The organism is Microbacterium pygmaeum, from assembly GCF_900100885.1.
GTDB lineage: Bacteria > Actinomycetota > Actinomycetes > Actinomycetales > Microbacteriaceae > Microbacterium > Microbacterium pygmaeum.
The window spans coordinates 1,749,197-1,766,892 of record NZ_LT629692.1; the positions used below are offsets into that span (position 1 = coordinate 1,749,197).

Consider the following 17,696-nt stretch of genomic DNA (forward strand, 5'->3'; position numbering starts at 1 on the left):
CGCAGAACGCCTCTCGGCGCGAGGCCGCTCATAGCGGCGAAAGATGGAGCCCGGGGTTACTGCGGCCCGGCTGTTCCAGTGTAACCGAGACGGACTGCAGGGCATTCCCGGCCGTAGGCTCAGAGGATGGCCTGGCACTACGCGCTGACGATTGATCCGGCGGCATCCGATGACGACCGCGACGATTTCGCCGACACCTTCACCGAGATCGATCCGGCCGCACCCGCGCTGAACGTGGGCGAGCTGAGCACTCAGCGCGGTGACGGCATCTTCGAGTCAATCGGAGTTATCGACTCCCACGCGCAGGAGGTCGTCCCGCACCTGGAACGGTTGGCGCACTCCGCCAGGCTGTGCGACCTGCCGGCCCCGCACCTGCCGCAGTGGCGCCAGGCGGTGGATCTCGTCGCCGCGCACGCCGGCCCAGGTGAGTCGGTCATCAAGCTCATCCTCAGTCGCGGCGTCGAACACGGCCCCGCCCCGACGGCGTGGGTGACCGCGGCGGCGGCCGCCGATTTCACCGTGCCGCGTACACGCGGCATCCGCGTCGTCACACTCGATCGCGGCTTCGACAGCGGCGCGGCCGCGCGTGCGCCGTGGCTGCTCCTGGGCGCGAAGACCCTGTCGTACGCGGTCAACATGGCGGCGATCCGCGAGGCGAAGCGGCGCGGCGCCGACGACGCGATCTTCGTCTCCACCGATGGCATCGTGCTCGAAGCGCCGACCGCATCGCTCATCCTGCGCCGCGGTGACGCGTTCCTCACGCCGGCGCCGACGGGCTCGATCCTGCACGGCACGACGCAGCTGAGCGCCTTCGAATGGTTGGCATCGCAGGGTCACCGGACCGAATACGCGTCGATCCCGGCATCCGATCTGGCAACGGCCGACGCGGCGTGGCTGGTCTCCAGCGTCCGTCTCGCGGCCCCGATCACCGCGATCGACGGCGTGCCGCTGGGCGGAGACGCGGAGTTCACCGCGGCGTTGAACGCGTACCTGCTCTCGCCCCGCGACTGATCGGGAGGCTCGCGCGAAGGCGCGAACTAGCGCCGGATCTCCTGCAGCGACCAGCCGTTGCCGTCGGGATCCTGGAAGAACGCGAACCGCGAACCCTCCCGATCGGCCGGTCCGAGCAGCATCACCTCGGAGATGGGGACGCCCCGCTCCGCGAGCTCGGCCCGTGCCGCGTCGATGTCCGACACGACGAGCTGCATGCCCTTGGTCGAACCCGGCTCGCCGAGCGGCAGGCCTTCTCCGAACACGACGGAACAGGGCGAGCCGACCGGAGTGAGCTGGACGACGCGCATGCCCGGGCTCGAGGAGACGTCGTGGTCGAGATGGAAGCCGACCTGGTCCACGTAGAAGCGGATGGCGGCGTCCACGTCCGATACCGGGATCCCGATCACTTCGAGCGAATAGTCCATGACGCAACAGTAGAGCGGATGCCTCGTTCGAGGCATCCGCTCCACTGAAACCATCCGTGCCTACCCGTGTCTCGGTACGCGCTGAAGCGCTACCCGAAGCGGCCGGAGACGTAGTCCTCGGTGGCCTGGACGGTCGGCGTCGTGAAGATCGACTTGGTGTCGTTGTACTCGATGAGCTTGCCGGGCTTGCCGGTGCCGGCGATGTTGAAGAACGCCGTCCGGTCGGACACGCGCGAGGCCTGCTGCATGTTGTGCGTCACGATCACGATCGTGTACTCGGACTTGAGTTCCTCGATCAGCTCCTCGATGGCGTACGTCGAGATCGGGTCCAGAGCCGAGCAGGGCTCGTCCATCAGCAGGACCTGGGGCGAGACTGCGATCGCACGGGCGATGCAGAGACGCTGCTGCTGTCCGCCGGAGAGGCCGGATCCGGGCTTGTCGAGGCGGTCCTTGACCTCGTTCCACAGGTTGGCACCCTGCAGCGAACGCTCGACCAGTGCGTCGGCGTCGCCCTTCGAGATGCGCTTGTTGTTCAGCTTCACGCCGGCCAGCACGTTCTCGCGGATCGACATCGTGGGGAACGGGTTGGGGCGCTGGAAGACCATGCCCACCTGGCGGCGAACGAGCACCGGGTCGACGGTGGAGCCGTAGAGGTTGTCGCCGTCGAGGAGGACTTCGCCCTCCACGCGTGCGCCGGGGATGACCTCGTGCATGCGGTTCAGGGTGCGCAGGAACGTGGACTTGCCGCATCCCGACGGGCCGATGAACGCGGTGACGCTTCGGGGTTCGATGCTGAGGGAGACGCCCTCCACGGCGAGGAAGTCGCCGTAGTAGACGTTGAGGTCGTTGACTTCGATGCTCTTGGACACGATTTTCCTTCTGCGGCTCAGCGGCCGGTCTTGGGGGCGAAGACCTTCGCGACGAGACGCGCGACGAGGTTCAGAACCATGACGATGATGATGAGGATGAATGCGGCCGCCCACGCGCGGTCGATGTAGGCCTGCGCGGGGATGCCCTGGTTCATGTACTGCGAGTAGGCGAACACCGGCAGGGTCATCATCCGGCCGGAGAACAGGTCGTAGTTCATGGATGCCGTCACACCGGCGGTGATCAGCAGCGGGGCGGTCTCGCCGATGACACGGGAGATCGAGAGCATGATGCCCGTGGTGATGCCGGCGATCGAGGTGGGCAGGACGACCTTGACGATCGTGAGCCACTTCGGGACGCCCAGCGCATAGGCCGCCTCGCGCAGTTCGTTCGGAACCAGGCGCAGCATCTCCTCGCTGGAGCGCACGACGACCGGGATCATCAGGACCGCCAGGGCCACCGAGCCCATGATTCCGAGGCGGATGCCCGGGCCGAAGAAGATCGCGAACACCGCGTAGGCGAACAGGCCCGCCACGATCGACGGGATGCCGGTCATGACGTCGACCAGGAACGTGATGCCCGTCGCGAGCCGGTTCCCCTTGCCGTACTCGACGAGGTAGATCGCGGTGAACAGCCCGATCGGGATCGAGATGATCGCGGCGGCGAGCGTGATCAGCAGCGTGCCGACGATCGCGTGCAGGGCGCCGCCGCCCTCGCCGACGACGTTGCGCATCGAGCTGCTGAGGAACTCGGCCGACAAGCCGGCGACGCCGTTGGCGACGACGGTCCAGGCGACGGAGACCAGCGGCACCATGGCAAGGACGAAGGCGGAGGAGACGACTCCGGTGACGAGCCGGTCGACGCCCTTGCGGCGACCTTCGACCACGGTCGAGATCACGAAGATCAGCACCAGGAAGATGAGCGCCGCGACCACGACGAGACCCGCGATGTTGATCGCATCGCCGGAGGCCATCGCGAGGATGCCGAAGATGATGAAGCTGATCGCGAAGCTGCCGACCAGCACGGCCCACGGAGCCCACTTGGGCAGGTGGCCGTTGGTCAGGCGCATCGGCTCGGATTCGGGCGCCGGCGGGCGCGTGGCGGGGGATGCGGTGATCACAGTCATGTCAGTTGGCTCCCGAGAATTCCTTGCGGCGGCTGACGATCCAGCGCGCGAGGGCGTTGACTGCGAAGGTGACCACGAACAGGATGAGACCCGTTGCGATCAGCACGTTGATGTTGGTGCCGTAGGCCTCGGGGAAGGTCAGCGCGATGTTGGCCGGGATCGTGCCCGGGTTGGTCGCGGTGAACAGCTCGAAGGTGACGACGTTGGCGACCGAGAGCACCATGGCCACGGCCATCGTCTCGCCCAGTGCGCGGCCGAGGCCGAGCATGGACGCCGAGACGATTCCGCTGCGGCCGAAGGGGAAGACGGCCATCTTGACCATCTCCCAGCGGGTCGCGCCGAGGGCGAGCGCGGCTTCCTCGTGCAGGACCGGAGTCTGGAGGAAGATCTCGCGGCAGATCGCGGTGATGATCGGGACGACCATCACCGCCAGGACGATGGATGCGGTGAAGATCGTGCGCCCGGTGCTGGAGACCGTTCCGCTGAAGAGGGGGAACCAGCCGGCGTTGGCGTTGAGCCACGCGTACACCGGCTGAACGGCGGGCGCGAGGACCATAATGCCCCACAGGCCGAAGACGACCGAGGGGACCGCAGCCAGCAGGTCGACGATGTAGCCGAGGGTCTGCGCCAGACGGCGCGGCGCGTAGTGCGAGATGAAGAGGGCGACCGCCACCGAGAGTGGGACCGCCATCAGCAGCGCGAGCAGAGATGCCCAGACGGTGCCGAACGCGAGCGGGCCGACATACTGCCAGAAGTTCCCGGTGAGCAGTGAGGCGGTCTCGCTCGTCGCGGTCATTCCGGGGATCGACTGGACGATGAGGAAGATCGCGACGGCGGCGAGGGTGACCAGGATCATCGATCCTGCGAACAGCGCCGTTCCCGAGAACCAGCGATCTCCGGGCCGCTGCTTGGCCTTGACCGCGGCCGGAGCGGTAGTGGTGGTCATGACATCCTGTCTCGAGTTCGGGCCGTTCAGGGTGATACCCGGTCCGGTGCCCGTGGGCACCGGACCGGGTATGCGGAACTACTGGGTGACGATCAGATCGATCGCCGCGTTGACCTGCTCGGTGAGGGACTCCGAGATGGGAGCGTTGCCGGCTGCATCGGCAGCGGCCTGCTGACCCTCGGGGCTGGCGATGTACGTGAGGAAGCCCTTCACCAGCGACGCAGTCGCGGGGTCGGTGTACTCCTCGCACGCGATCATGTAGCTGACCAGGACGATCGGGTAGACGCCGGCCACCTCGGTGGTGCGGTCCAGCGCGATGGCGAGGTCGCCCTCGCTCCGGCCGTCCTCGAACGGCGACTCGTCCACGACGGCGGCAGCGGCCTCGGGCGAGTAGGTGACGAACTCCTCGCCGACCTGGACGGCGGCGGTCGACAGACCCTCTTCGGCGGCGCGCGACGCGTCGGCGTAGCCGACCGTGCCGTTCCCACCGGAGACGGCGGAGACCACACCGGAGGTGCCCTGGGCGCCCTCACCGGTGCTCAGCGGCCAGACACCGTCCGGCTCGGAGGTCCACACGGTGGGTGCGGCCTGGAACAGGTAGTCGGTGAAGTTCTCGGTGGTGCCCGAGTCGTCGGTGCGGTGCACGGGCGTGACGGCGAGGGCCGGCAGCGTCGCGTCGGGGTTCAGCGCGGCGATAGCCGGGTCGTCCCAGCTGGTGATCGTGCCGGCGAAGAGCCCGGCGATCGTGGCGGCGTCGAGGTTGAGCTCGTCGACGCCGTCGATGTTGAAGATCACGGCGATGGGGGAGATGTAGGTCGGCAGCTCGATGATGCCGGAGCCGTCGGCGCACGCATCCCACGGGCCTGCCTCGATCTCGTCGAGCTTGAACGCGCGGTCGGAGCCCGCGAACTGCACGGCGCCGGCCTGGAAGGACTCGCGGCCCGCGCCGGAACCGGCGGGGTCGTAGTTGATGGTGACGTCCGGGTTCGCGCCCTGGAAGCCGGCGGTCCACGCCTGGACAGCGACCTCCTGCGACGAGGCGCCGGAGCCGGCGAGCTCGCCGGAGAGGCCGGCGGGAGCCGACGGGTCGGTCGTGGCGGTGCCACCGGACTCGTTGGACGCGCAAGCGGTGAGGGCGAGGGCCGCGACGGCGCCGATGGCGCCGATCTTGGCAATTCGGGAGAGCTTCACTGTGAATCCTTCACGGTTGTCAGGGTTGTGTGCCCGGTGCGGGGCACGCACTGACCGTAGACACCGACTCTTAAGAGACTGGGCGTCGGAAGGTGAACGGAAGGTGAACGGGATTCAGGTGAATGGATCGGGGGAAGATCCCCGATCGGGTCAGATTTTCGGCGCGTGCGTCTCGATCGCGACGATCCCGGAACCGGGATTGTCGACGGACAGGTGCACGACCGAGAAGGCCGCCGTCTCCAGGGCCGACGCGCTCCCGAGGTAGGACCCGCGGAGCGTGCCCGTCGCCAGGGCGATCTCGGTGAGGATCTCGGGAAGAACGGGTCCGTGGCTGCACAGGACCGTGGGCTTGCGACTGCGCACGCGCTGACCCACGACCGTGCGCGCATCGGAGGCGCCATCCTCCCAGGCGTCCTGACTGATCAGCGCGGTCGTGTCGATCCGACGACCGAGCGCGGCCGACAACGGCGTGACGGTCTTGACGCACCGCACCGCGGGGCTGGAGACGATTTTGCGTGCACCGAACGCCAAGAGCGGTCCGACGATGGAGTGCGCCTGTTTCTTGCCCTTCGATGAGAGCGGCCGTGCGGTGTCGGACTGGTCCCAGTTCTCGCGGGACACGGCCTTGGCGTGCCGGAGCACGATGAGCGGGAATGTGCGCAGCACGCGCTCATCGACGAGTCGCTCGAAGTACTCGAGGATCTCGACGTCAACCGGGTAGCTGAGCCTGCCGGCGGCCTTCTTCAGCGGAACCCACTCGAGTGCCGCGATCTCCTTGTTGGGCACGAACGCCGAGGAGCGGATCGCGGCGTCCGTCGCCTCCGCCGCCCAGTAGTGGACGATCTTCTGCCTCTTGTTCGGCATCAGGTATCGCGAGATGCCGACCGGAACGCCCAAGCTCACCCGGACGCCGGTCTCTTCGAAGATCTCCCTCATGGCGGTCTCGGCGAGCATCTCGCCGGGGTCGACCTTGCCCTTGGGCAGCGTGACGTCGCGGTACTTCGTGCGGTGGATGAGCAGTACCAGGAGCTTCTCGTCGACGATCCGCCAGAGAACGCCACCTGCGGCGTAGACAGCGGTGTCGGTCATCGCACCGCCCGTGCCCGCCGGCGGCGCTGGACGGCGTTGATCGTGCGCTCCTGGATGTCGATGAGCGGCTTGCCGTCCTCACCGATGCTGTGGCGGGTCCACTCGCCCTCGGGACCCAGCCACCAGGAGCTGGTTCCGTCACTCATCGCGACATCGAACAGATCGGTGATCTCCTTCAGGTGCGCGGGCGCGACGACGCGCACCAGCGCCTCGACGCGGCGGTCGAGGTTGCGGTGCATCATGTCGGCGCTGCCGATGTAGACCTGCGGGTCGCCGTCGTTCGCGAACATGAAGATCCGCGAGTGCTCGAGGTACCGGCCCAGGATGCTGCGCACGACGATGTGCTCGCTCATGCCTTCGACGCCCGGGCGGAGCGAGCAGATGCCGCGCACCCAGACCTCGACCGGGACGCCTGCCTGGCTCGCGCGGTAGAGCGCGTCGATGATCTGCTCGTCGACCATGGAGTTGACCTTGATCCGGATGCCGGAGGGCTTGCCCGCCGCGGCGTTGCGCCGTTCCTTCTCGATGAGTCGGAGCAGACCCTTGCGCAGGTGCAGGGGCGCGACGAGCAGACGCTTGAACTTCTTCTCGATCGCGTAGCCCGACAGCTCGTTGAACAGACGCGTGAGATCCTTGCCGACCTGCTCGTCCTTCGTGAACAGCCCGAAATCCTCGTAGATGCGGCTGGTCTTCGGGTTGTAATTGCCGGTGCCGATGTGACTGTAGCTGCGCAGCATCCCGTCCTCCTCGCGGATGACGAGGGCGAGCTTGCAGTGGGTCTTCAGCCCCACCAGGCCGTAGACGACGTGCACGCCCGCCTTCTCGAGCTTGCGCGCCCAGACGATGTTCGCGGCCTCGTCGAAGCGGGCCTTGACCTCCACCAGCGCGAGCACCTGCTTGCCGGCCTCGGCGGCGTCGATCAGCGCCTGCACGATGGGGCTGTCGCCGGAGGTGCGGTACAGCGTCTGCTTGATGGCGAGCACGTGCGGGTCGCGCGCGGCCTGCTCGAGGAAGGCCTGCACGCTCGTCGCGAACGACTCGTACGGGTGATGCACGAGCACGTCGCCCTTGCGGATCGCGGCGAAGATGTCGGATCGGCCGTTCTGCTCCGGCGGCTGGAAGGCCAGCGCCGTGGTCGGCACGTGCGCCGGGAAGTGCAGCTCCGGGCGATCGATCTTGGCGAGGTCGAACAGCCCGCGCAGATCGAGCGCGCCGGGGAGGCGGTAGACCTCGGCGGCGGTGATGTCCAGCTCGCTGATCAGCAGATCGAGGGTGAGGTCGTCCATGTCGTCGCCGACCTCGAGACGGATCGGCGGCCCGAAGCGTCGCCGCAGCAGCTCGGCCTCGAGGGCCTGGATGAGGTTCTCGGTCTCGTCCTCCTCGATGACGACGTCCTCGTTGCGCGTCAACCGGAACGCGTGGTGGTCGAGGATCTCCATACCGGGGAACAGGTCGCCCAGGTGGTTGGCGATGAGCTCCTCGAGAGGGAGGTAGCGCACCGTGTCACCGTGACGCGAGACGTCGACGAACCGCGGCAGCATCGGGGGCACCTTCAGTCGCGCGAACTCCTGGCGGCCGGTGCGGGCGTTGCGGATGCGGATCGCGAGATTCAGCGACAGTCCGGAGATGTAGGGGAACGGATGGGCGGGGTCGACCGCCAGCGGCATGAGCACCGGGAAGACCTGCGCCTGGAAGTACTCGGAGAGGCGAGCGCGCTCATCGTCTTCCAGCGCGTCCCACGACATGACCTCGATGCCGGCGTCGGCCAGTGCCGGACGCACCTGGGTGGTCCAGGCATCAGCATGGCGCAGCTGCAGGGCGTGGGCGTCTGCGGAGATGTCGGCGAGCACCTCCTGCGGCGAGCGTCCGACGTTGGTCGGGACGGCGAGGCCGGTCAGGATGCGTCGCTTGAGACCGGCCACGCGGACCATGAAGAACTCGTCCAGATTGCTCGCGAAGATCGCCAGGAAGTTGGCCCGCTCCAGCACCGGCAGCGCTGGGTCCTCGGCGAGCTCGAGCACCCGCTGGTTGAATGCCAGCCAGCTCAGCTCGCGGTCGAGGTAGCGATTGTCCGGGAGTTGCGAGTCGAAGGCCTCGGAGAGGTCGAAGTCGTCGTCGTCTGCGTCGCCGAGACCGGCATCCAGCAGCTCGTTGCCTATCATCCCCTCATCATTGCAGGGTGAGGTGACGGTTGTATGAACTAGGACGCGCCGGTGCGCTCGCGTGCGGTCGGCAGCTGATCTTCCTCGTACACGTTGAATCGGTAGCCGACGTTGCGGACGGTTCCGATCAGCTGTTCGAGGTCGCCGAGCTTGGCGCGCAGTCGTCGCACGTGCACGTCCACCGTGCGGGTGCCGCCGAAGTAGTCGTAGCCCCACACTTCGCTCAGCAGCTGCTCCCGGGTGAAGACGCGGGACGGATGCGTCGCGAAGAAGTGCAGGAGCTGGAACTCCTTGTACGTGAGGTCCAAGGGCTTGCCGTGCACCTTCGCCGAGTACGAGGACTCGTCGATCGAGATGCCGGAGGTCTGGATGCGGGTCGAGACCGCGTCCTTCGTCATCCGGCCGATCGCCAGTCGCACGCGGGCATCCACCTCAGCCGGGCCGGCAGTGACCAGGATCACGTCGTCGACGCCCCAGTCCGTGGAGACGGCGGTCAGTCCGCCCTCCGTGACGACCAGCAGGAGCGGTGCGTCCAGGCCGGTCGTGTTCAGGATCTTGCAGAGCGACTTCGCCCCGACCAGGTCGATGCGCGCGTCGACGAAGATGATGTCGGCACTGGGCGCGTTCACCAGCTGCGCGGGTTCGGCGGGGATCTGGCGGACCCGGTGGCTCAGCAGTTCGAGCGAAGGCAGGACGGGGCCGCCGCCCTGCGCGGAGCTCAGAACCAGAAGCTGTGCCAAAACGCCGTCCTTCCAGCGCGGAATGGCGCCGAGACGTCCAGTTTAGGGCTTAGGGCGCTCTGCATCTTCCGGTATGTGCTGCAGAGGTACCCGCGAGGCCCGTGATGGGCGAGAATGAGCACGTGGATGCGCATGGGGCAACGCCCGAACTGGCACCCCGCGGGACTCTCGGCGGCATCATCGCCGTGTGGATCGCCGCGGCGCTCGCCGGCGTCGCCATCGGGCTCTTCGTGCCGGGGGAGTGGCGTGCCGCGTGGCTGACCGTCGCGCTCGGCGCGTGCCTGGTGCTGGCGTTCGCGGTCCAGCTCGGCTACGGCCGATCGCAGGGCTTCACCGAGCGGGTCGCCGCCAGCGCGCTGGGTGCGCTCCTGGTGATGGGCGTCATCAGCCTCGGCTTCGGACTGGCCGCGGTCGTTCCCGGTTAGAGTGTTCCCATGGATCTCGTCGCACTCGAACTCTTCTTCGTCGGGCTGCTGGGCCTCGCGTCGCTTGCGATCGCCTTCACCTCGGTCGTGGTGCTGAAGAACCTCTACCGCGGCCAGCGCTGACGGGCTGCGTCGTGCTGGATCTTCCCACCGACCTGCCTGCCGATCTCGCGCCGCTGTCCTGGCTGCTCGGTGTCTGGGAGGGCACCGGGGTCATCGACTACGAAGTCGGCGATCAGCGGTTCGCGGGCGAGTTCCACCACCGCGTGAGTTTCAGCCACGACGGCGGGCCATACCTGAACTACTCGGCCAGCGCGTGGCTGCTCGCCGACGCGGCCGCCGACGGTGAGCGGGCGCGTACCCTCCTGGTCGCCGAGACCGGATACTGGCGTCTGGCCCGTCCGGCGCTGGATGCCGACCCCGGCCCCGGCCTGCTTCCGCCCGTCGCTGCCGGAGCCGACCGCACTGCGGACGATGTCGAAGAGCTCCGCAACGCCGACGGCGGATTCGATATCGAGGTCTCGCTGGTGCACTCCGACGGGGTGAGCGAGCTGTACCTCGGTCAGATCAAGGGCCCGCGCATCGATCTGGCGACCGATGCGGTCGTGCGTCCGGCCGGCACGCGCGTGTACGCCGCGGCATCCCGCATGTACGGCCTGGTGGATGCCCACCTGCTGTGGGCCTGGGACATCGCCGCGCTCGGCCGCGAACTCGGCTCGCACGCGTCCGCGCGCCTCGCGCGGGTGGAGTGATGGCCTCAGTCTTCGCATCCGTCCCCGGCGCCGTCCTCGACGGCGAGCGCCTCCGCCACGCCGGCAATCCGCTGGTCGAGCAGCGCTCACTGGCGAACGGGTCGGCGGTGGCGCCCCTGGGCGACCGCGCGGTCCTCGCCGTTTCCGGCGAAGATCGGCTGTCCTGGCTGGACTCGCTGACGAGCCAGGCCCTCACGCGCCTGCATCCCGGCGAGAGCACCGAACTGCTCGTGCTGGATCCGAACGGCCGCATCGAACATGCGGCGGCGGTCATCGACGACGGCGAGACGACGTGGCTCGTGGTCGATCGGGGGGACGCCGAGCCGCTCCTGGCTTGGCTGCGCAAAATGCGCTTCCGGCTGCGGGTCGACCCCCGCGATGCCTCGGATGAGTACGCGGTGATCGGCGGGACGCCCGCCGGACTCGCCGGCGTCGAACCGGCCGCCCCGTCCGGCGTGCCCCTGAGGTGGATCGACCCGTGGCCCGCGGTCAGCGCCGGTGGAGTCGGGTACGCGCTCGTGCAGCCGCACCCGGCACAGGAGCGCGATTGGTCTGAGGTCGTGGTGACCCGCGAAGAGGAGCAGCGCCTTGCGGGAGCTGCCGCCGCGGGCGAGATCGCTCTGGCCGGGCTCGTCGCCGCCGATGCGCTGCGGGTCGCGGCATGGCGCCCGCGCTGGTCGGCGGAGGTCGACGACCGAGCGCTTCCGCATGAGACCGACTGGCTGCGCACCGCGGTGCATCTGGACAAAGGCTGCTATCGCGGTCAGGAGACCGTCGCGAAGGTGCACAATCTGGGGCATCCGCCTCGCCGCCTCATCGCTCTGCACCTCGACGGCAGCGACACCGTCCTGCCGGAGCCGGGTGCCTCAGTGCTGGCCGGCGACGACGTCATCGGCGTCGTGACCTCGGTCGCGCTGCACTACGAGGACGGCCCGATCGCGCTTGCGCTCGTGCGCCGCTCGGCTCCATCCGACGCGGATCTGACCGTGCAGACACCCGACGGGCCGATCGCGGCCGCGCAGGAGACGATCGTTCCTCCCGAGGCGGGCAAGGCGGCTCAGGTTCCGCGCCTGCCCCGCATCGGCGCGCGACGGTGACCCGAACGCCGTACCCGACATCAGGCCGCTGATGACCGACGATCGCCGTTCCCAGCCGATCACGACGGCGATCCCCACCGGATGGCGGTCGCGCGTGGATCCGCGCTCCGGGCTCCGACGGGTACAGGGCTCTTCGATCGCGATCGTGCAGATCGTCGTGGCGACCACCGGCGCCTTCGCCTTCGCGCACTCCGTGCTCGGTCACCCCGCTCCGCTCCTCGCGGCGACCGTCTGCGTGTCGAGCCTGGGCCTGGTGCGCGATGCCCGCCCTCGTCGGGTGCTGGAGACGGTCGTGGGGATGCTGGTGGGCATCCTCGTCGCGGAGCTGCTCCTGCTGGTGGCGGGCTCGGGCTGGTGGCAGCTGGGGCTCGCGCTGGGGGTGACGCTCGTCGTCGCCCGGTTCCTCTCGGCGCAGGCGAGCTTCGCGATCGCCGCGGCCATCCAGGCGCTCATCGTCATGGTGATCCCCGCCAACGCCCCGTTCCTGCGCCTCGTCGACGGATTGATCGGTGGGGCCGCGGCGCTGCTGGTCACCGCGCTCATCCCGCGCACGCTGCAGCGCACCGAGGCGCGGGAGGGTCTGGAGCTGTACCGATCGATCGACGGCGTCTTCGCGACGCTCGCGCAGGCGCTCCGACGGGGCGACCGGCTCCGAGCGGAGCGCGGGCTGGAGAAGGCACGTGCGCTGCAGGCATCCGTGGACGCCTGGTCGACGTCGCTGGATTCTGGCCGCGCGATCGCCCGCATCTCGCCGTTCCTGCGGCGGCAGCGCTCCGAGCTGCAGCGCCATGACCGGATCCGCCAGTCGACCGACCTCGCGACCCGCAATCTCCGGGTGATCGCGCGACGCGTGGTCTACCTGTGCGACGACGGCCAGGCCCGCCCGGTCGCCGCCGACCTGCTCGCCGACCTCGGCCGCGGCGCGGGCGTGATCGCCGGGTCGCTCGAGGACATCTCGCTCGAGCCCATCGCACGCGAGGCGGTGCGCTCGGTCGCCGGGCGGCTCGACCCGGCCGCCATCCTCCCGGGCGCGAGTCTGGGGGAGCAGAACCTCATCGCGGCCCTGCGGCCGCTCGCGGTCGACCTGTTGATGGCGACGGGGATGCCGGCTGCCGAGGCGCGCGGCTGCGTGCCGAGGATCTGACCGGGCGGCGACTCGCAGCGCCCGGGGTCAGAGCGGAGCCACGCTCGACCACGGGACGGTGAGTTCGCCCAGCCGCCACCGCGACTGCTCCCGCAGCGGCCAGCCCTGCTCGCGCAGTGCGCGAAGTGCCGCCTCCCACCGCTGCGACGGCCCGAACGTCGACAGCCCGGATGCACGATCCCATTCGGCATCGAGCGCGGACAGCAGCGCGTGCACGGGTTCGCCGGGGACGTTGCGGTGGATGAGCGCTTTCGGGAGCCGCTCCGCGGCGATGGAGGGATGCTGCAGTCCGGACAGCCGCAGCGAGATCGAGAGTGTGCGGGGTGCGGCATCCGCTCCGATCGCGACCCACGTGCAGATCCGGCCCAGCTCGTCGCACGTGCCCTCGATCAGCAGCCCGTCCGGCGCGAGGCGCCCGGCCATGCGGATCCACTCCGCGGCGACCTCGCCCTCTTCGTACTGGCGGAGCACATTCATCGCGCGGATCACCGCGGGCGCGCGCCCACCCGGGGTCGGCACCTCGAAGCCGCCGCGGGCGAAGCTGACCGCGGCATCGGCGGCGAAGCTGCCGCCGCCCTCGCGGACCTCCTGCAGCTGTGCGGTGGCGCGCTGCACGCGGGCGGGATCGATCTCGAGGCCGAGCACCTCGACATCGGGGCGCATCTTCGCGAGCCGAGCGTGCAGTTCGAACGCGGTCACGCCGCTCGCCCCGTATCCCAGGTCGATCACGAGCGGATCGGCTGTGCGCCGCAGCACCGGCTGCCGGGCGATCCACCGGTCCACACGGCGGAGCCGATTGGTTCCGGTCGTCCCGCGGGTCAGGCGTCCCACGGGCCGTCGCCCCTCCTGCCCTCGGGGAGCGGGAGCGGCGACCATCAGGCCATGATGCCAGGCTCGACCGGTGGTGACCGGCGCCCGGACTCGTCATCGCGCGTCGCTATCATGGGGCCATGACCGCGCCTCACACCCTGATCCTCCTTCGTCACGGCCAGAGCGAGTGGAACGAGCTGAACCTCTTCACAGGCTGGGTCGACGTGCGCCTGACCGACCAGGGCAAGGCCGAGGCCACGCGCGGCGGCGAGCTGCTGGCCGAAGCCGGCATCCTGCCTGACGTGCTGTACACGTCCGTGCTCAGCCGTGCCATTCAGACCGCGAACCTCGCGCTGGATGCCGCCGACCGGCTGTGGATCCCGGTGACGCGCACCTGGCGCCTGAACGAGCGCCACTACGGTGCCCTGCAGGGCAAGGACAAGGCGCAGACCCTCGCCGAGTTCGGTCAGGAGCAGTTCATGCTCTGGCGTCGATCCTTCGACGTGCCGCCGCCGCCGCTGGATGACGACTCGGAGTTCAGCCAGGTCGGCGACCCGCGCTACGCGGGAATCGACGGCGAGATCCCTCGGACCGAGTCGCTCAAGCTCGTCATCGACCGGCTGCTGCCCTACTGGGAGAGCACGATCGCCCCCGACCTCCGCTCCGGCAAGACCGTGCTCGTCACCGCCCACGGCAATTCGCTGCGCGCGCTGGTCAAGCACCTCGACGGCATCAGCGACGCCGACATCGCCGAGCTGAACATCCCCACGGGCATCCCGCTCGTGTACCGCCTGGGGGAAGACCTCACGCCGATCGCGCCCGCCGAGTACCTCGACCCCGAGGCGGCGGCTGCCGGCGCGGCCGCGGTGGCCAATCAGGGCGCCAAGCACTAGGCGCTCGCGCCCGCCGCACGCTTTCTCGCGGTGCCGTGCCGCGCCGTGAGGTGGCAGTTCGTGCGGTTCGCCGTCGCCGGAAGACGCAGGGACTGCCACCTCGTCATGTCGAGCCTTGAACGGGGTGGCAGGTGCTGCGGGTTGAGCGGATCGGAAGCCACACGACCTGACACCTCGGTCATGCGTGCGTCCCGCGCATCGGCGACCAGACGCGACGAAGCGGCCGGATGCCTGAACCCAGGCATCCGGCCGCTGCTGTCGTCCTACGGGCTACTGCACCGGAACGACGACGTCGATGGTGTCGGTCTCGACGGTCCAGTCGCCGGTCGACAGGTAGACGACCTTCTTCGCGACCGACACCGCGTGGTCGGCGAAGCGCTCGTGGTACCGGCTGGCCAGGGTCGCATCGACGGTGGCCGACGCCTCGCCCTGCCAGGTGTCGCTGAGCACCTTCTCGAAGACGCTGACGTGCAGGTCGTCGAGCTTGTCGTCGTCGTTGCGGATCTCGTCGGCGAGCGCGGGATCCTCGGTGCGCAGCAGCTCCGTGAGCTTGCGGGCGACCTCGACATCCAACGCACCCATCTTCGTGAAGGTCGACTTGAGACCCTTCGGGATGGCGCGCTCGGGGAAGCGCATGCGAGTCAGCTGCGCGATGTGCTCGGCGATGTCGCCCATGCGCTCCAGCGACGCGCTGATCCGCAGCGCACTGACGACGATGCGGAGGTCTCTGGCGACCGGCTGCTGCCGGGCGAGGATCTCGATCGCGAGTTCGTCGAGTTCGATGGCCTTGTCGTCGATGACCGCATCGGCCTCGATGACCTCTTCGGCCAAGGCGACGTCACTCGTACCGAACGCGCGGGTGGCCTTGTCGATGGCCACCGTCACGAGCTCGGCGATCTCGACGAGGCGTCCCTGGACGTCCTCGAGTGACTGATGGAATACTTCGCGCATCGCACACCTCTCCTGTTGCGCGGGCGGGCCCGCGACCTTGGTGATTGTCGCCAGCGAAGGTTAACGGATGGTGCCGCAGGAATGAATAGTACTTGCCACCCTCCGTGGGCGGAGGCGATCGCCCGGGGACGCCGACGTGCGCCGTCTACGCTGGATGCATGGATGAGACGCAGCTGGCGCTGCTCGCCCTCCTCGTCGGGGTGATCATCGGAGGCTCGGTTTCCGTGGTGATCGTCGTGGCACTGCGGGCGCGCGATCGCATGCGCATGCAGACGTCCACCGAGATCCCGGGCGGCGTGCGCGACGTCCTGCACGGCCTGGACGATGCCGCGGTCGTCGTGGACGCATCCTCCACCGTGCTGGTCGCCTCCGCGGCCGCCGTGCCGTTCCACCTCGGCGAGGGCGATGTCCTTCCTTCCGACGAGCTGCGGCTGATCGCGCGCCGGGTGCGCGACCACGAGGCGACCGGGCCGCAGTCGACGGCCACCACGACGCTTCGGCTGCGCCGCGGTGCCCCGCCGGCCGAACCCCGCCTGGTCGTCGTTCGCGCCACGCGGCTCTCCGCGCGGCTGACCTTGCTTGTGCTGCGCGACATCACCGAGCGGGAACGCGTCGAGCAGATGCGCCGCGACTTTGTCGCCAACACCAGCCACGAGCTGAAGACTCCGGTGGGCGCGGTGAGCCTGCTTGCCGAGGCGATCGAGTCCGCCGCCGACGACCCGGATCAGGTGCGCAACTTCGCGGGGCGGCTGAGTGCGGAGGCTGCTCGCCTCGCCCAGCTCACGTCGCGCATCATGAATCTGTCGCGGCTGCAGGCGGCCGACGAACTCAACGACGAGCGTGACGTGGCCGTCGACGAGGTCGTGACATCGGCGATCGAGGCGCACGCCATCCAGGCCGGTTCCTCCGGTGTCGAGCTCGTCCGTGGTGGGGAGCGCGGGCTGTTCGTCCGCGGCGACGCGCAGATCCTGAGCGAAGCGGTCGGGAATCTCATGGCCAACGCCATCGCCTATTCGCCGAGCGGGTCCAGCGTCGGCATCGGCGTCAAGGCGGTGGGCGAGATCGTCGAGATCGCCGTCACCGACCGGGGCATCGGCATCGCCGAGGCCGATCAGGAGCGGGTGTTCGAGCGCTTCTACCGCGCCGATCAGGCCCGCTCGCGTCGCACCGGTGGCACCGGGCTCGGACTGGCCATCGTCAAGCACGCCATCCAGCGCCATGGCGGCGAGGTGCGACTGTGGTCGCGCCCCGGTCGCGGATCCACCTTCACCATCCGACTCCCACTGGTCGAGCCACCGGCAGACCAGCCGCGGCCCACGCGCGCTCGCAAGAAGAAGAAGCCCAAGGCCGCAGCATCCGCGCCCTCCACGAACGGAGCCCCCGTATGACCCGTGTCCTACTCGTCGAGGACGAGCCCGACCTCGCCGACCCGCTCGCCTACCTGCTGCGCCGGGAGGGCTACGAGGTCGAGATCGCCGAAGACGGCCCGGCCGCCCTCGTCGCGTACCGCGATCGCGGCGCCGACATCGTCCTGCTCGACCTGATGCTCCCGGGGATGCCGGGAACCGAGGTGTGCCGCCAGATCCGCTCCACCTCTGCGGTCCCGATCATCATGCTGACCGCCAAGGATTCCGAAGTCGACATCGTGGTGGGTCTCGAGCTCGGCGCCGACGACTACGTGACAAAGCCCTACTCGGCACGTGAGCTGCTCGCGCGCATGCGCGCGGTACTGCGTCGTCTTGCCCAGACCGAGGCCGACCTCGAGGATCACATCCTCGACGGCGGCCGGGTGGTGCTGGACATCGATCGCCACACGGTCGCGGTCGACACGCGCGAGATCAACATGCCGCTGAAGGAGTTCGAGCTGCTCGAGGTGCTGATGCGCAACGCCGGTCGTGTGCTCACGCGCGGACAGCTCATCGACCGCGTGTGGGGCACCGACTACTTCGGCGACACCAAGACGCTCGACGTGCACATCAAGCGGATCCGCTCGCGCATCGAGGAGAGCCCGAGCGAGCCCACGATGCTCGTGACCGTCCGGGGACTCGGCTACCGTTTCGAGAGCTGAGTCCGAGGCCGCCCGCC

18 protein-coding genes are annotated in these 17,696 nt (G+C 69.0%); 8 read left to right on the plus strand and 10 right to left on the minus strand.

The genetic code is table 11. The features are described from left to right. Positions 1–126: 126 nt before the first annotated feature. The gene (locus BLT19_RS08185; protein WP_091488596.1) at positions 127–1,011 is read left to right on the plus strand and encodes an aminotransferase class IV; all 885 of its coding nucleotides are present in this window, start codon (positions 127–129) and stop codon (positions 1,009–1,011) included. A gap of 26 nt (positions 1,012–1,037) precedes the next feature. Here the strand turns inward: BLT19_RS08185 and BLT19_RS08190 are convergent, their stop codons facing one another. The 8 genes from BLT19_RS08190 to BLT19_RS08225 form a co-directional block, all read right to left on the minus strand. Next, positions 1,038–1,418 carry a VOC family protein gene (locus BLT19_RS08190; protein WP_091488599.1) on the minus strand — a complete coding sequence of 127 codons (381 nt, stop codon included), beginning with the start codon at positions 1,416–1,418 and terminating at the stop codon, positions 1,038–1,040. 89 nt (positions 1,419–1,507) lie between these two features. Continuing rightward, positions 1,508–2,287: a phosphate ABC transporter ATP-binding protein PstB gene (gene pstB / locus BLT19_RS08195; RefSeq protein WP_091488601.1), complete on the minus strand. Its 780-nt coding sequence runs from the start codon at positions 2,285–2,287 to the stop codon at positions 1,508–1,510. 17 nt (positions 2,288–2,304) lie between these two features. Beyond that, complete coding sequence (gene pstA / locus BLT19_RS08200) at positions 2,305–3,411, minus strand: phosphate ABC transporter permease PstA (protein ID WP_091488604.1); 1,107 nt, start codon at positions 3,409–3,411, stop codon at positions 2,305–2,307. A 1-nt stretch (position 3,412) separates the two neighbouring features. Then, positions 3,413–4,357, minus strand: a complete 945-nt coding sequence (pstC, locus tag BLT19_RS08205) for a phosphate ABC transporter permease subunit PstC (protein WP_091488606.1) — start codon at positions 4,355–4,357, stop codon at positions 3,413–3,415. 78 nt (positions 4,358–4,435) lie between these two features. Beyond that, complete coding sequence (gene pstS / locus BLT19_RS08210) at positions 4,436–5,548, minus strand: phosphate ABC transporter substrate-binding protein PstS (protein WP_091488609.1); 1,113 nt, start codon at positions 5,546–5,548, stop codon at positions 4,436–4,438. Positions 5,549–5,698: 150 nt separating this feature from the next. Next, a complete protein-coding gene (locus BLT19_RS08215; protein WP_091488612.1) occupies positions 5,699–6,637 on the minus strand; it encodes an NUDIX hydrolase in 939 nt (312 codons plus the stop codon). Further along, on the minus strand, positions 6,634–8,799 hold the full coding sequence (locus BLT19_RS08220; protein WP_091488614.1) for an RNA degradosome polyphosphate kinase: 2,166 nt from the start codon (positions 8,797–8,799) through the stop codon (positions 6,634–6,636). The genes BLT19_RS08215 and BLT19_RS08220 overlap by 4 nt, the downstream gene beginning before the upstream one ends. Before the next feature lie 38 nt (positions 8,800–8,837). Then, positions 8,838–9,539, minus strand: a complete 702-nt coding sequence (locus tag BLT19_RS08225; RefSeq protein ID WP_091488616.1) for a winged helix-turn-helix domain-containing protein — start codon at positions 9,537–9,539, stop codon at positions 8,838–8,840. 122 nt (positions 9,540–9,661) lie between these two features. Between BLT19_RS08225 and BLT19_RS08230 the strand changes: the two genes are divergently transcribed. From BLT19_RS08230 to BLT19_RS08245, 4 genes are all read left to right on the plus strand, one after another. After that, positions 9,662–9,964, plus strand: coding sequence for a hypothetical protein (locus tag BLT19_RS08230; RefSeq protein WP_231917851.1), 303 nt, complete (start codon positions 9,662–9,664; stop codon positions 9,962–9,964). Positions 9,965–10,098: 134 nt separating this feature from the next. After that, the gene (locus BLT19_RS08235) at positions 10,099–10,716 is read left to right on the plus strand and encodes a nitrobindin family protein (protein WP_091488621.1); all 618 of its coding nucleotides are present in this window, start codon (positions 10,099–10,101) and stop codon (positions 10,714–10,716) included. Further along, the gene (ygfZ, locus tag BLT19_RS08240; protein ID WP_091488623.1) at positions 10,716–11,813 is read left to right on the plus strand and encodes a CAF17-like 4Fe-4S cluster assembly/insertion protein YgfZ; all 1,098 of its coding nucleotides are present in this window, start codon (positions 10,716–10,718) and stop codon (positions 11,811–11,813) included. The genes BLT19_RS08235 and ygfZ overlap by 1 nt, the downstream gene beginning before the upstream one ends. Positions 11,814–11,844: 31 nt before the next feature. Next, entirely contained in the window at positions 11,845–12,957 is a 1,113-nt protein-coding gene (locus BLT19_RS08245; RefSeq protein ID WP_091488626.1) for an FUSC family protein, read from the plus strand. 27 nt (positions 12,958–12,984) lie between these two features. On the opposite strand, the gene BLT19_RS08250 is transcribed toward BLT19_RS08245, so the two are convergent. Beyond that, complete coding sequence (locus tag BLT19_RS08250; RefSeq protein ID WP_091488628.1) at positions 12,985–13,833, minus strand: methyltransferase domain-containing protein; 849 nt, start codon at positions 13,831–13,833, stop codon at positions 12,985–12,987. Between the two features lie 74 nt (positions 13,834–13,907). Between BLT19_RS08250 and BLT19_RS08255 the strand changes: the two genes are divergently transcribed. Then, on the plus strand, positions 13,908–14,660 hold the full coding sequence (locus BLT19_RS08255; protein WP_091488631.1) for a phosphoglyceromutase: 753 nt from the start codon (positions 13,908–13,910) through the stop codon (positions 14,658–14,660). Positions 14,661–14,930: 270 nt separating this feature from the next. On the opposite strand, the gene phoU is transcribed toward BLT19_RS08255, so the two are convergent. Continuing rightward, positions 14,931–15,611, minus strand: a complete 681-nt coding sequence (gene phoU / locus BLT19_RS08260) for a phosphate signaling complex protein PhoU (RefSeq protein ID WP_091488634.1) — start codon at positions 15,609–15,611, stop codon at positions 14,931–14,933. Positions 15,612–15,769: 158 nt separating this feature from the next. Between phoU and BLT19_RS08265 the strand changes: the two genes are divergently transcribed. Together BLT19_RS08265 and BLT19_RS08270 are read left to right on the plus strand one after the other, a co-directional pair. Continuing rightward, positions 15,770–16,999 carry a sensor histidine kinase gene (locus tag BLT19_RS08265; protein ID WP_091488635.1) on the plus strand — a complete coding sequence of 410 codons (1,230 nt, stop codon included), beginning with the start codon at positions 15,770–15,772 and terminating at the stop codon, positions 16,997–16,999. Further along, a complete protein-coding gene (locus BLT19_RS08270) occupies positions 16,996–17,679 on the plus strand; it encodes a response regulator transcription factor (protein WP_091488636.1) in 684 nt (227 codons plus the stop codon). Before BLT19_RS08265 ends, BLT19_RS08270 begins: the two co-directional genes overlap by 4 nt. The last annotated feature ends 17 nt before the right edge of the window (positions 17,680–17,696 follow it).